Source organism: Streptomyces vulcanius (genome assembly GCF_042653945.1).
In the GTDB taxonomy this organism is placed as follows: Bacteria; Actinomycetota; Actinomycetes; order Streptomycetales; family Streptomycetaceae; genus Streptomyces; species Streptomyces mangrovi.
Genome location: NZ_JBHSFK010000025.1, coordinates 49,279 through 63,252 on the forward strand (window position 1 = coordinate 49,279; position 13,974 = coordinate 63,252).

Consider the following 13,974-nt stretch of genomic DNA (forward strand, 5'->3'; position numbering starts at 1 on the left):
GGTTCAGCGCTCCTGAGGTTCCGGGCGGCCGGGCTGCTCGCCGCCGCGCTCCTTGATGTACGTCTCGGTCGGCACCATCACCTTGCGGCGGAACACGCACACGAGCGTGCCGTCCTGCTTGTAGCCCTTGGTCTCGACGTGGACGATCCCGCGGTCGTTCTTCGACTTGGAGGGCCACTTGTCGAGCACGGTCGTCTCGCCGTAGATCGTGTCGCCGTGGAAGGTCGGCGCCACGTGCTTCAGCGACTCGATCTCCAGGTTGGCGATCGCCTTGCCGGAGACGTCCGGGACCGACATGCCGAGCAGGAGCGAGTAGATGTAGTTGCCGACCACCACGTTCCTGCCGAAGTCCGTCGTGCTCTCGGCGTAGTTGGCGTCCATGTGGAGCGGGTGGTGGTTCATGGTGAGGAGACAGAACAGATGGTCGTCGTACTCGGTGACCGTCTTGCCGGGCCAGTGCTTGTACACCGCGCCGACCTCGAACTCCTCGTAGGTGCGTCCGAACTGCATCGCGCTCAGGCCTCCGGGATCTCGAACGAGCTGGTGCGCTTCATGCCGGCGGCGCGGCCCTTGCCCGAGACGACCAGGGCCATCTTGCGGCTGGCCTCGTCGATCATCTCGTCGCCGAGCATCGCGGAGCCCTTCTTGCCGCCCGCCTCGGACGTGTAGTACTCGTACGCGTCCAGGATCAGCTCGGCGTGGTCGTAGTCCTCCTGCGAGGGCGAGAAGATCTCGTTGGACGCCTCGACCTGGCCGGGGTGCAGCACCCACTTGCCGTCGAAGCCGAGCGCGGCGGCGCGCTGCGCGACCGCGCGGTAGCCGTCCACGTTGCGGATCTGGAGGTAGGGGCCGTCGATCGCCTGGAGGTCGTTGGCGCGGGCGGCCATCAGGATCTTCATCAGGATGTAGTGGTAGGCGTCCGCCGGGTAGCCCGGCGGCTGCTCGCCCACGACCAGCGACTTCATGTTGATCGACGCCATGAAGTCGGCCGGACCGAAGATGATCGTCTCGATCCGCGGACTGGCCTGCGCGATCTCGTTGACGTTGTTGAGGCCCTGCGCGTTCTCGATCTGCGCCTCGATGCCGATACGGCCGACCTCGAAGCCCATGGTCTTCTCGATCTGCGTCAGCAGCAGGTCGAGCGCGACGACCTGCTGCGCGTTCTGCACCTTCGGCAGCATGATGCAGTCCAGGTTCGGGCCGGCGCCCTCGACGACCGTGACGACGTCGCGGTACGTCCACTCGGTCGTCCAGTCGTTGACGCGCACGACCCTCGTCTTGCCGGTCCAGTCGCCCTCGTTGAGGAACTTGACGATCGTGTGCCGCGCCTCGGGCTTGGCGAGCGGGGCGCACGCGTCCTCCAGGTCGAGGAAGACCTGGTCGGCGGGGAGGCCCTGCGCCTTCTCCAGGAAGCGCGGGTTGCTCCCGGGGACCGCGAGGCAGGAGCGTCGCGGACGAAGCCGGTTCACGGGGGCGGGCGTGGTCATGCGGGGACCTCCAGGGGGTCGGGCAGGGGGTCGAGCTTGTTCGCTTTCCGGATCTCGTCGACGATGCGGCCGATGATGCCGGTGATGTCGAAGTCCTTCGGAGTGAAGACCGCGGCCACTCCGGCGGCCCGTAGCTGCTCGGCGTCACCATTCGGGATGATGCCACCGGCGATCACCGGTATGTCTGTGGCACCGGCCACACGGAGCCGTTCGAGGACGTCCGGCACGAGCTGGGCGTGCGAGCCGGAGAGGATGGACAGGCCCACCGCGTGCACGTCCTCGGCGAGCGCCGCTTCCACGATCTCCTCCGGGGTGAGCCGGATGCCCTGGTAGACCACCTCGAAGCCGGCGTCACGCGCGCGTACGGCGATCTGCTCGGCGCCGTTGGAGTGTCCGTCCAGACCCGGCTTGCCGACCAGGAAGCGCAGCTTGCCGCAGCCCAGGTCACGGGCGGTGGCGTCCACCTTCGCCCGCACCCCGGCCAGCGCCGAGCCCGCCACGACGGGCACGGCCACCGGCGCCGACGACACGCCCGTGGGGGCGCGGAACTCCCCGAACACCTCCCGCAGGGCGCCCGCCCACTCGCCGGTGGTGACTCCGGCGCGGGCGCACTCCAGGGTGGCCTCCATGAGGTTGTCGGTGCCCTTGGCGGCCTCCTTCAGCCGCTCCAGCGCCTTGCAGGGGCGCGGGTGGTTGAAGGGCGGCTGGTAGCGCGTGTCGCGCCAGCGCTGGAGAGAGGAGACGACCCGGGCCTCCACGGCCGGGTCGACCGTCTGGATCGCCGTGTCGAGATCGGCGGTCAGCGGGTTCGGCTCGGTCGTCTCGAAGATGTTGACGCCCACGATCTTCTCCTGACCGGACTCGATCCGGCCCCGGCGTTCGGCGTGCGAGGAGACCAGCTGCGACTTCAGGTAGCCGGACTCCACGGCGGCCATCGCGCCGCCCATCTCCTGGATCCGGTCGATCTCCGCGAGGGACTCCTCGACCAGCGCCGCGACCTTCGTCTCGATGACGTGCGAGCCCTCGAAGATGTCCTCGTACTCCAGCAGGTCGCTCTCGTGGGCGAGGACCTGCTGGATGCGCAGCGACCACTGCTGGTCCCAGGGCCTGGGCAGCCCGAGGGCCTCGTTCCACGCGGGCAGCTGCACGGCACGCGCGCGTGCGTCCTTCGACAGCGTCACCGCCAGCATCTCCAGGACGATCCGCTGGACGTTGTTCTCCGGCTGCGCCTCGGTCAGTCCGAGGGAGTTGACCTGGACGCCGTAGCGGAACCGGCGCTGCTTGGCGTCCTCGATGCCGTAGCGCTCACGGGTGATCCGGTCCCAGATGCGGCCGAAGGCGCGCATCTTGCACATCTCCTCGATGAACCGCACGCCCGCGTTGACGAAGAACGAGATACGGGCGACGACATCCCCCTTGCGGTCCTCGGGGATCTGGCCGGACGCGAACACCGCGTCCAGCACGGCGATCGCGGTGGACATCGCGTACGCGATCTCCTGGACCGGTGTGGCGCCCGCCTCCTGCAGGTGGTAGCTGCAGATGTTGATCGGGTTCCACTTGGGGATGTGGTTGACCGTGTAGCAGATCATGTCCGTCGTCAGCCGCAGCGACGGCTCCGGCGGGAACACGTGCGTGCCCCGGGACAGGTACTCCTTGACGATGTCGTTCTGGGTCGTGCCCTGGAGCAGGGTGACGTCCGTGCCCTGCTCCTCGGCGACGACCTGGTAGAGCGCCAGCAGCCACATGGCGGTGGCGTTGATGGTCATCGAGGTGTTCATCTGCTCCAGCGGTATGTCCTGGAACAGCCTGCGCATGTCACCGAGATGGGCCACCGGCACGCCGACCCGGCCGACCTCGCCGCGGGCGAGGACGTGGTCGGAGTCGTATCCGGTCTGGGTCGGCAGGTCGAAGGCGACCGACAGACCCGTCTGGCCCTTGGCGAGGTTGCGCCGGTACAGCTCGTTGGACGCCTCGGCCGTGGAGTGACCGGCGTAGGTCCGCATGAGCCACGGCCGGTCCTTCTGACGCTCACTCATGGACGCCTCTCAGATGTCGCGGAAGCGGTTGATGGCGTCGATGTGCGTGGCGCGCATCTCCTCGTCACGGACGCCGAGGCCGTCCTCCGGGGCCAGGCACAGGACGCCGACCTTGCCCTGGTGGAGGTTGCGGTGCACGTCGTAGGCGGCCTGACCGGTCTCCTCCAGGCCGTACACCTTCGACAGCGTGGGGTGGATCTTTCCCTTGGCCACGAGGCGGTTGGCCTCCCAGGCCTCGCGGTAGTTGGCGAAGTGGGAGCCGATGATGCGCTTGAGGGACATCCACAGGTAGCGGTTGTCGTACTCGTGGTTGTAGCCGGACGTCGACGCGCAGGTGACGATCGTGCCGCCCTTGCGGGTGACGTAGACGCTGGCGCCGAAGGTCTCCCGTCCCGGGTGTTCGAAGACGATGTCGACGTCTTCGCCGCCGGTCAGTTCGCGGATGCGCTTGCCGAACCGCTTCCACTCCCGCGGGTCCTGGTGGTGTTCGTCCTTCCAGAACCGGTAGTCCTCGGCGTTGCGGTCGATGATCGCCTCCGCGCCCATCCTCCGGCAGATCTCCGCCTTCTGCGGGCTGGAGACGACACAGATCGGGGTGGCGCCGCCGGCGAGCGCGAACTGCGTGGCGTACGAACCGAGTCCGCCGCTCGCGCCCCAGATCAGCACGTTGTCGCCCTGCTTCATGCCGGCGCCGTTGCGGGAGACCAGCTGTCGGTAGGCGGTGGAGTTCACCAGGCCCGGCGCGGCGGCCTCCTCCCAGGACAGATGGCCCGGCTTGGGCATCAGCTGGTTGGACTTCACCAGCGCGATCTCCGCGAGGCCGCCGAAGTTCGTCTCGAAGCCCCAGATCCGCTGCTCCGGGTCGAGCATCGTGTCGTTGTGGCCGTCGGAGGACTCCAGCTCCACGCTCAGGCAGTGCGCGACGACCTCGTCGCCCGGCTTCCAGGCGTTCACGCCCGGGCCGGCGCGCAGCACCACGCCCGCCAGGTCGGAACCGATGACGTGGTACGGCAGGTCGTGCCGCTTCGTCAGCTCGCTCAGCCGCCCGTAACGCTCCAGGAAGCCGAACGTCGAGAGCGGCTCGAAGATCGAGGTCCACACGGAGTTGTAGTTGACCGAGGAGGCCATGACGGCCACCAGGGCCTCGCCCGGGCCGAGCTCGGGCAGGGCCACCTCGTCGAGGTGGAGCGACTTGCGGGGGTCCTTGTCGCGGGTCTCGAGGTCCGCGAACATCTCCGTCTCGTCCTTGTGCACGGTGATCGCGCGGTACGACTCGGGGAGCTGCAGGGCGGCGAAGTCGGCCGGTGTCGAGTCCGGTGACTGGATCGCTTCGAGGATGTCCTTCATGGTCACGGTGTTGCCTCCGGCGAAGAGCGCCCTGAGGGAGGGGCGCTGAGGGTCTCTGAGAAGGCGCCGTCGGTTCGGCGGTGGGTGCTGTTCGGCAGCGCTTTGTGGCGCGGGAGGTTGCCTGTGACGCAGGCGTCCGGGCGCGCAGGCCATTGGCTTGCGGGGACAGCCGGCGTACGAAGGGTCTCTGCACGCCGGCCGCCCGGACACCTTCAACGTATGACACCGCGTGTCACCTCGCAAGGCACTGAGTGCCAGAACTTCGCCTCAAATGAAATCTTTACGTAACAAATGAGCGATGATCGATCGAACGCGCTCCGAAATCCACGCCAAAAGGTGCTCTGACATGCCAAAACGGCCACCCGGTGGGGTGGCCGTCGGCGTGGTGCGGAGGGGTGCGGTGGAGGCCTCAGCGCTCCTTGAGTGCCTGCTCGATGGTCCGCATGACCTCGTCGAGCGGGGCGTCGGTGCGGGCGACCGTCACCAGGACCTCGCCCTGGGCGGAGACCGTCGCCGGCACCTGGGGCGACGCGGGCGCACCGGCGCGCCCGGCGCCGATGCCCGTCCCGAACGTCCTGCGGACGATCGCGAAGGCGTGGTCGAGCTGGGCCTCCACATCGCCCTGGCCGCCGGCCCGCAGCCAGCGCCGCAGCACGTGGTTGTGGGCGGTGACCACGGCGGAGGCGGCGACCTCGGCGAGCAGCGGGTCGTCGTTGGCGTCGTCGTCGTGCGCGTGCTCGTCGAAATGGCCCAGGAGATAGCGGGTGAACAGGCGCTCGTAGCGGGCCACCGACGCGATCTCCGCCTCCCGCAGGGTGGGCACCTCGCGGGTCAGCTGGTAGCGGGCCACCGAGATCTCCGGCTGGGCCGCGTACATCTTCATGACTTCCTTGATGCCGCGGCACACGGTGTCGAGCGGATGCTCGTGCGCGGGTGCCGCGTTGAGCACCGCCTCGGCGCGGATCAGGGTGTCGTCGTGGTCGGGGAAGATCGCCTCTTCCTTGGAGCGGAAGTGACGGAAGAAGGTGCGCCGGGCGACCCCCGCCGCGGCCGCGATCTCGTCGACGGTGGTCGCCTCGTACCCCTTGGTCGAGAACAGCTCCATGGCCGCCGCCGCCAGTTCACGGCGCATCTTGAGGCGCTGTGCCGCCGCGCGGCTGCCCGCGGCGCTCTCCGGGGCGTCGGAAGTGGCTGGGGTACGTGAGGACCTGGCGGGCTGGGACATGACCTGAACGTACTGCATGTGCGCAGCACGTTGCGCAGGTCCGGGCTTTCCCCCGCCCGGGGCGGGCGGGAGCGCCCCGGCCGGGTCCAGGAGTCCGCCCCAGTCCCGGCCGCCGGTGAACCGGTCGCCGACGCCGTCAGCGGCGGGCATGTTCGCGGAAACCCCGGCCGGTCTTGCGGCCGAGGCAGCCCGCGGCCACCAGGTGCTCCAGGAGCGGGGCCGGGGCGAGTCCCGGGTCGCGGAACTCCCGGTGCAGCACCTTCTCGATGGCGAGGGAGACATCCAGCCCGACGACGTCGAGGAGCTCGAAGGGGCCCATCGGGTAGCCGCCGCCCAGCTTCATCGCGGCGTCGATGTCGTCGAGGGAGGCGTAGTGCTCCTGGACCATCTTGATCGCGTTGTTGAGGTAGGGGAACAGCAGCGCGTTCACGATGAAGCCCGCACGGTCTCCGCAGTCGACGGCGTGCTTCCTGATCCGTCCGCACACCTCGTGAACTGTCGAGTGGACGTCCTCCGCCGTCAACACCGTACGGACGATCTCGACCAGCTTCATGGCCGGCGCCGGGTTGAAGAAGTGCATCCCGATCACGTCCTGCGGGCGCGAGGTGGCGCGGGCGCAGGCGATGACCGGCAGCGAGGAGGTGGTGGTGGCGAGGACGGCGCCCGGCTTGCAGACCTTGTCCAGCGTCGCGAACAGCTGCCGCTTGACCTCCAGGTCCTCGGCGACCGCCTCGACGGCCAGGTCGACGTCGGCGAAGGCGTCGTAGGACCCGGCGGGGGTGATCCGCTCCAGGGTCTGCGCGGCGGCCTCGGCGGTCAGCCGGCCCTTGTCGACCGAGCGGGCCAGGGACTTGCCGACCCGGGCCTTGGCCGACCGGGCCTTCTCCTCGCTGCGGGCGGCCAGGACGACGTCGTAGCCCGCCTTGGCGAAGACCTCGGTGATGCCGGACGCCATGGTCCCGGAGCCGGCGACGCCGACACTCCGCACCGTACGGCCCGCGGTCGCCTGTGTGCCGGTGACGGGCGTCAGCTGGTCGGGGACGACCGTCGGGCTGTCCGGCGCCTCGTAGGTGTAGAAGCCGCGGCCCGACTTGCGGCCGGTCAGGCCCGCCTCGCTGAGCTGCCTGAGGATCGGGGCGGGCGCGTGCAGCCGGTCGTGGGACTCGGCGTACATGGCCTCCAGGACCGTACGCGCCGTGTCGACGCCGATCAGGTCGAGCAGCGCGAGCGGGCCCATCGGCAGCCCGCAGCCCAGCCGCATCGCCGCGTCGATGTCCTCACGGGAGGCGTAGCGCGCCTCGTACATCGCGGCGGCCTGGTTGAGGTAGCCGAACAGCAGTCCGTCCGCGACGAATCCGGGGCGGTCGCCGACCGCGACCGGCTCCTTGCCGAGGTCCAGGGCGAGGTTGGTGACGGCGCTGACGGCGACGGGCGCGGTCAGCACCGAGGACACCACCTCGACCAGCTTCATCGCGGGCGCCGGGTTGAAGAAGTGCAGGCCCAGGACCCGCTCGGGGCGGGCGGAGTCGGCGGCGAGCCGGGTGACGGACAGGGCGTTGGTGCCGGTCGCGAGGATGGTCCCGGGGCGCACGATCCCGTCCAGCTCGCGGAAGATCTGCCGCTTGATCTCGTACGACTCCGGCGCCACCTCGATCACCAGGTCGGCGTCGGCCGCCGCGCCCAGGTCGGTGGAGGTGCGGACGCGGGCCACGACGTCCGCGCGCTGCTGCTCGGTGAGCCGGCCGCGTTCCACGGCACGGGCGGTGGAGGCCTCCAGCGCGGCGAGGGACCGCGCGGTCTGGGCCTCGCTGATGTCGATGCCGATCACCTGACGGCCGGCCCTGGCCAGGACCTCGGTGATGCCGGTGCCCATGGTGCCGAGGCCGACGACGGCGATCGTCAGCAGCGGGCACGGCGGGATGTCGGAAGGGTGGGACAGGGGAGAGACCATCGCGGGACTCCAGGAATGTGGTGACGACTGGGAACGCCCCCGGGTGTGCCGGAGAAGCCTCTGCGAGGCCGGGGTCCGGGCGCACCGGGTGCGGAGAAGGAGTGCGGGTGATGCCGGGCTGCGAGCGCACACGCCCGGTGCCGGTCGTCGTGGGCGCGCACACGCCCCGTGGACCGACAAGGGATCCGCCCGGCCCTGTCCCGTGGCCGGGTCGTACCGACTGCTCTCGCGGCGACTGCGTCACCAGGCCGCCACGAGGAGGTGAAGCGAGTGGGTGACTCGCTCGAATGAGCTTAACCGGCGGGTAACGAGCGCGCCAGTCCTCGGCGGCTGTGATGTAGCTCGCTACGCGACGGCACCCAGCCCCTAGTCTCGGTTTCATGGACGAGGAGTTGCGGGCGCTCACGGAGCGCTTACGGCGGGAGTCGGGCGGCACGCAGGCGTACGAGCGGCTGGTGGGCACCCGGGACCCCGATGAACTGGCCGAGGTGCTCATCGCGTCAGGGCAGCCGCTGTGGGCCCGGGAGCTGGCCGCCTTCCGGCTGGGGCGGGCCGGGGACCGGCGGGCCTTCGAGGCGCTCGTCCTGCTGCTCAACCACCGCGACCCCCCGCGCTGCGCGTCCGCCGCCCACGCCCTGGCCCGGCTCGGCGACCCCCGCACGGCCCGCGCGGCGGCGGCCCTCGCCACCAACGAACTGCGGGTCGCCTACGCCCTGCACCCCGTACGGCTCCTGGCGGAACTCCGCGCCCCGGAGTCCGTACCCGCCCTGATCACCACCCTCCGCCGTCGCCTCACCCCCCACGACCCCTACCGCCGGGTCGCCCTCGCCTGTGTGGAGGGCCTGGGGGAACTGGGCGACAGCCGGGCCCGTCCCGTCCTGAGCGACGCCCTGGCCCATCCGGGGCTCGCCGAGGCGGCGGTCCACGCGCTGGCCCGGATTCCTCGGCAGCGCTGAGTCGGCGTCGGAAAGGGAACGCAAAAGATAGACCGTCGATCTTGATGACAAAACGGATATAAGCGCATTGTTCATGCGCAATTCCGAAGATGAACGTCTGTCGACAATTAGTTCGAGATTCGAATATCTCGTCGAAGGGAAGATCGCCTTCCGCCGAGCCGCGAGGCTCGGCGCGCCCGTCGCACTGCCCAAGTGACCGCGGACGAGGCCGGATTGGTCCGGCTATGAAGGGTGATGGAGAGTGACCAGTGCGCAACTCCCTGATGAGATATCCGACCTGAGCGCCCGTGAAGAGACGGCGAAAACGTTCGGACAGTTCCTGGAAGAGAAGTGGACGGCGGTCTGTCGGGGTCTGGCAACGGACCAGTGGGAGACGGAGACCGTACTGGAGGACCTGCGGGAAGTGCTCCACCCGTGGGGCGCGCGGCCCGTCGGAACGCGGTGCGAACCGCCCTCGTTCGTCTCGGCCGACGGCTTTCCCGCCGAACTCTCCGTCAGCTGGAAGGCCGGCCGGCCGGAGGTCCGCATCCTGTTCGAGTCGCTCGGCACCGACGGCACGCCGCTCGGCTGCCAGGAGGCCGGCCGGGAGCTGACGCGTCGACTCGCCGGGCGCCCCGGGACGGACGTCGCGCGTTACCTGGATATCGAAGACCTGTTCATCACGTCCGCCCCCGATCGCTACCGGGCCACCATCTGGCACTCCTTGGCCTGGAGACCGGGGAAGCGGCCCCACTACAAGGTCTACCTCAACCCGCAGGTGCAGGGCCTGGACCGCGCGTACGACGTCCAGGCGGAAGCCATGCGCCGCCTCGGCCTGGCGGAGGCATGGGAGCCGGTGGGCCGCCGCGGCGAGGAACTCGCCGAGCGCGGGCACGAGTTGGAGCTCATGGCCCTCGACCTGGACGGTGGGGACACCTCCCGGGTGAAGGTCTACTTCCGGCACCTTCCCATGCAGATGGGTGAGTTGGACACCGTGGCGGAACTGGCACACCGCTACGAGCCGGCCCGGGCCGCGCGGGCGCGTGCCGTCATCTACGGGCGGGACAACGGCGCCGTGAGCAACGAGCCGATGACCTGTCTGGCGTTCCGGGAGGGCGCCCCCGGCCCGCAGGAGGCCAACGTCTATCTGCGGCTGCCGGACAACACCGGTTCCGACGAGGAGGCGGCCGAACGTATCGCCCGGCTCATGGAGCTGGAGGGAATCGACCCCCGTCCGCACGCCGAGATCCTGCGGCAGCTGACGGAGGGACAGCCGGAGAGGGCCGGGGCTCTGCAGGAGTTGTGCAGCTACCGGACGATCTCGCCGGAGATGCCCGCGGACATCGGGGTGTACCTGCGGTTCAGCACGTATACCGCCCCGCGGCCCGAACACTAAACGAAGCCGCGCCGGCGAGCACGGCGGCATCGCGTTCGGCCTTTTCGAACCGACGGCCCCTCAGCGGCCGGTCCCCCAGGAGTGGCGTGACGGCTCCGTGCGGTCGACGACGACCTCGCGGAGCCCTTCTCCGTCAGTCCACCACCGCGAACGCCTCGATCTCCATCAGGAACTCCGGCCGGACCAGCGCCGAGACCTGGACGGCCGAGGAGGCCGGGAGGCGGTCGTCGGGTATGTGGACGGCGCGCGCCTGACGGATCGCCGGCATGTGGGCCATGTCCGTGACGAAATAGGTCAGTTTGACGACGTCGTCGAACGTCGCTCCGGCCGCCGCCAGACAGCGCCGCAGGTTCTCGAAGACCTGGTGCGCCTGGGCCCCCGGGTCGCCCGGGCCGACGAGCTCGCGGCGCTCGTCCAGGGGGAGCTGGCCGGAGACCGCCACGAAACGGCCGGTGCCCATCACGACGTGGGTGTACTGGGCTGCGGCGGCGACGCCGTCGGGGGCGGGGATCCTGGTCAGATCGGTCATGCGTCCATGGTGGACCATGGGTCTGACAACGCCCCCGACGGGCCGGTGATCACCGCTCGGCCGGCGGGCGACCCGGTGATCACGGCCGTCGACCGCCGCTCAGCCGCGGAAGCCCAGCAGACCGTGGAGTGTCGAGCCGTGGGCCGTCGCCGAGGCGGCCTTCCCGCCCAGTGGCTTCGGGTCCGGCAGGGCATCGCACACGGCGTCGACCGAGCCGGTGCCGCGCGGGACCGTGCCGTCGGTGAGGTACTTCGCCAGGTGCTTGTCCAGGCAGGTGCTGCCGCTGAGGGTGATGCCGTGGTTCCCGCCGCCCTGTTCGACGACGAGGCTGGAGCCGTGCAGCAGTGCGTGGACCATGGCCCCGCCCTCGTACGGGGTGGCCGCGTCGTTCGTCGCCTGGAACAGCAGCACCGGCGGCAGTTGGCCGTTGATGATGTTCACCCGGTTCTTCGACCGGGTCGGCCAGAACGCGCACGACGCGTTGTACCAGGCGTTGTTCCAGGTCATGAACGGCGCCTTCGCGTACATCGCCCAGTTGTCCGAACGCCAGTCGTCCCAGTCGCGCGGCCAGGACGCGTCCCGGCACTGCACCGAGGTGTAGACGCTGTAGCTGTTGTCCCCGGCGGCGTCGACGGCGGCGAAGTTCCCGTACGCCGCCACCAGCGGGGCGGTCTTGTGGTCGTTGACGTACGCGGCGAACGCCGCGGCCAGGTAGGGCCAGTAACCGTTGTAGTAGGCCCCGGGCATGAAGGTGTCCTCCAGCTCCGAGGCGCCCACCTTGCCGCCCGCGGGCTTCTTGGCCAGGGCCGCGCGCATCGCGTACCACCGGGCCTCGATCCGCTCCGGATCGGTGCCGAGCCGGTACGTGCCGTCGTGCCGGGCGATCCACGCCATGAGGGCGCGGTGGCGGTCGTTGAAGGCGAGGTCCTGGGTGAGGTTGTCGTCGTACCAGACGCCCGTCGGGTCGACGATCGAGTCGAGCACCAGGCGCCGCACCCGCTGCGGGTACAGCTTCGCGTAGACCGCGCCGAGGTAGGTGCCGTACGAGTAGCCGAAGTAGTTCAGCTTCGGCGCGCCGGTCGCCGCGCGGATCGCGTCCATGTCGCGCACCGAGCTGACGGTGTCGATGTACGGCAGCACGCGCGCGTACTTGCGCGCGCACGAGGCGGCGAAGGACCGCGCGCGGTCGAGGTTGGCCCGCTCGACCGCCTCGGTGTCCGGCACGGAGTCGGGCCGGACGGACTTGAAGTGGCCAGGCCTGCAGTCCAGCGCGGGTGTGCTCCTGCCCACCCCGCGCGGGTCGAAGCCGATGACGTCGTACTGGGCCGCCACCGCCTTCGGCAGCGCCGAGGCGACGAACCCGGCGAGGGACAGCCCCGAGCCGCCGGGGCCACCGGGGTTGACCAGCAGTGGCCCCTGGTACGTCGTGGCGGTGTGCGGGACACGGGACAGCGCCAGGGTGATCTGCCGCCCGCCCGGGTCGTCGTGGTCGAGCGGCACCTTCAACGACGCGCACTGCAGTGCCGGCTGGTCGGTGGTGGCGCACTTCTTCCAGGTGAGCTTCGCCGCGGGGGCCGCGGCGGGCGGCGGGCTCGCGCCCGCCGGTACGGCCGTGACCGTCCCGGCCACGACTGCGACGGCTGCGCACAGCAGGGCCGCGCGTGTGTTCATGGGAAGTCCTCCCAGGACGGAGGTGGGCGGACCGCGTGGCTCACGGTCCTCGCCGCATCGTCCCGGAAAGATCGTCAGTAAATGCCTGTTCTGGTGATAGTTGACCCGTTTGGGCGTCGAACGCGTGCGAAGGCGCTCAGATCAGGGAGAGTTGGGTCGGCCCGGGCGGCGCGGGTTCCTCCTCCTGCTCGGGAGGCCGGATCCGGCGCGGCATCCCCGCGCGCGTGGGGCCGATCCCGTACTCCTGCGCCAGTTCGTGCACCTGGCGGGTGACCCGGCGCTGGTGCCACTTCGGGGCGTAGGAGCCGTCCGCGTACAGCCGCTCGTAGCGCCGTACCAGATACGGGTGGTGCTGTGCGAGCCAGGCCATGAACCACTCGCGGGCGCCGGGGCGCAGATGCAGCACGAGCGGGGTGACCGAGGTGGCTCCCGCCGCCGCGATGGCCCGCACGGTGGCCCGCAGCCGGTCCGGCTCGTCGGAGAGGAACGGGATCACCGGCGCCATCAGCACCCCGACCCCGATGCCGTGCTCGGTGAAGGTCCGTACGACGTCCAGCCGCCGCTCGGGGGCCGGTGTGCCCGGCTCCACGGTGCGCCACAGCCGGGTGTCGGTGAACCCCACCGACACCGATATCCCGACGTCGGTCACCTCGGCGGCCTGCTTCAGCAGGTCGAGGTCGCGCAGGATCAGGGTGCCCTTCGTCAGGATCGAGAACGGGTTCGCGTGGTCGCGCAGGGCGGACAGGATGCCCGGCATCAGCCGGTAGCGGCCCTCCGCGCGCTGGTAGCAGTCGACGTTCGTGCCCATCGCCACGTGGTCGCCCTGCCAGCGCGGCGAGGCCAGCTGGCGGCGCAGTACCTCGGGCGCGTTCACCTTCACCACGATCTGGGTGTCGAAACCGATGCCCGTGTCGAGGTCCAGATAGCCGTGCGTCTTGCGGGCGAAGCAGTACACGCACGCGTGCGTGCAGCCCCGGTAGGGGTTCACCGTCCACTCGAACGGCATCCGGGAGGCGCCCGGTACCCGGTTGAGGACCGAGCGGGCCCGGATCTCGTGGAACGTGATCCCGGCGAACTCGGGCGTGTCGAAGGTACGGGTCGTGACCGCGTCCGCGCCGAACAGCGCGGTGTCGGCGGGCCGGTCGTGGCGGGACTCCAGGGCGAGGTTCTCCCAGCGCATGAGGCCTCCTCGGTAGCGCTGGCCCCAGAATAGAACATGTGTTCCCATGATCGTGCGATCGGGCGGCCGTGTCTCTCTTTCGATCAGCCCGCGACCACCCGGCGACCACCCGGCGACCGCTTTCGAGCCCCCGATTTGGGCGGCCGGGCGTGGGGTGGTTGGCTTGGCCCGCACGCGCGCAACCCCGAAGAACACCTGCAGAACCCCCGAAGACCCC

The 13,974-nt window shown here is 70.1% G+C and carries 11 protein-coding genes; 2 read left to right on the forward strand and 9 right to left on the reverse strand.

Annotation, left to right across the window (positions count from 1 at the left end; translation table 11 throughout):
* Window positions 1–3: 3 nt before the first annotated feature.
* The 6 genes from ACFPIH_RS32835 to ACFPIH_RS32860 form a co-directional block, all read right to left on the reverse strand.
* The gene (locus tag ACFPIH_RS32835; protein ID WP_381180847.1) at window positions 4–510 is read right to left on the reverse strand and encodes a MaoC family dehydratase; all 507 of its coding nucleotides are present in this window, start codon (window positions 508–510) and stop codon (window positions 4–6) included.
* A 5-nt stretch (window positions 511–515) separates the two neighbouring features.
* The gene (locus tag ACFPIH_RS32840) at window positions 516–1,487 is read right to left on the reverse strand and encodes an HpcH/HpaI aldolase/citrate lyase family protein (protein WP_381180845.1); all 972 of its coding nucleotides are present in this window, start codon (window positions 1,485–1,487) and stop codon (window positions 516–518) included.
* The gene (locus ACFPIH_RS32845) at window positions 1,484–3,523 is read right to left on the reverse strand and encodes a protein meaA (protein WP_381180843.1); all 2,040 of its coding nucleotides are present in this window, start codon (window positions 3,521–3,523) and stop codon (window positions 1,484–1,486) included. Before ACFPIH_RS32845 ends, ACFPIH_RS32840 begins: the two co-directional genes overlap by 4 nt.
* A 9-nt stretch (window positions 3,524–3,532) precedes the next feature.
* Entirely contained in the window at window positions 3,533–4,870 is a 1,338-nt protein-coding gene (gene ccrA / locus ACFPIH_RS32850; RefSeq protein ID WP_381180933.1) for a crotonyl-CoA carboxylase/reductase, read from the reverse strand.
* Window positions 4,871–5,279: 409 nt separating this feature from the next.
* The gene (locus tag ACFPIH_RS32855; RefSeq protein WP_381180931.1) at window positions 5,280–6,113 is read right to left on the reverse strand and encodes a TetR family transcriptional regulator; all 834 of its coding nucleotides are present in this window, start codon (window positions 6,111–6,113) and stop codon (window positions 5,280–5,282) included.
* A 118-nt stretch (window positions 6,114–6,231) separates the two neighbouring features.
* Window positions 6,232–8,046: a 3-hydroxyacyl-CoA dehydrogenase family protein gene (locus tag ACFPIH_RS32860; protein WP_381180841.1), complete on the reverse strand. Its 1,815-nt coding sequence runs from the start codon at window positions 8,044–8,046 to the stop codon at window positions 6,232–6,234.
* Window positions 8,047–8,426: 380 nt separating this feature from the next.
* Between ACFPIH_RS32860 and ACFPIH_RS32865 the strand changes: the two genes are divergently transcribed.
* A complete protein-coding gene (locus ACFPIH_RS32865) occupies window positions 8,427–9,002 on the forward strand; it encodes an adenylosuccinate lyase (RefSeq protein ID WP_381180840.1) in 576 nt (191 codons plus the stop codon).
* Between the two features lie 241 nt (window positions 9,003–9,243).
* Entirely contained in the window at window positions 9,244–10,377 is a 1,134-nt protein-coding gene (locus tag ACFPIH_RS32870) for a tryptophan dimethylallyltransferase family protein (RefSeq protein WP_381180838.1), read from the forward strand.
* Between the two features lie 133 nt (window positions 10,378–10,510).
* Here the strand turns inward: ACFPIH_RS32870 and ACFPIH_RS32875 are convergent, their stop codons facing one another.
* From ACFPIH_RS32875 to ACFPIH_RS32885, 3 genes are all read right to left on the reverse strand, one after another.
* Entirely contained in the window at window positions 10,511–10,906 is a 396-nt protein-coding gene (locus tag ACFPIH_RS32875; protein ID WP_381180836.1) for a RidA family protein, read from the reverse strand.
* 99 nt (window positions 10,907–11,005) lie between these two features.
* Window positions 11,006–12,577, reverse strand: a complete 1,572-nt coding sequence (locus tag ACFPIH_RS32880; RefSeq protein ID WP_381180834.1) for an alpha/beta hydrolase — start codon at window positions 12,575–12,577, stop codon at window positions 11,006–11,008.
* A gap of 136 nt (window positions 12,578–12,713) precedes the next feature.
* Complete coding sequence (locus ACFPIH_RS32885; RefSeq protein ID WP_381180832.1) at window positions 12,714–13,757, reverse strand: Rv2578c family radical SAM protein; 1,044 nt, start codon at window positions 13,755–13,757, stop codon at window positions 12,714–12,716.
* Window positions 13,758–13,974 lie beyond the last annotated feature (217 nt).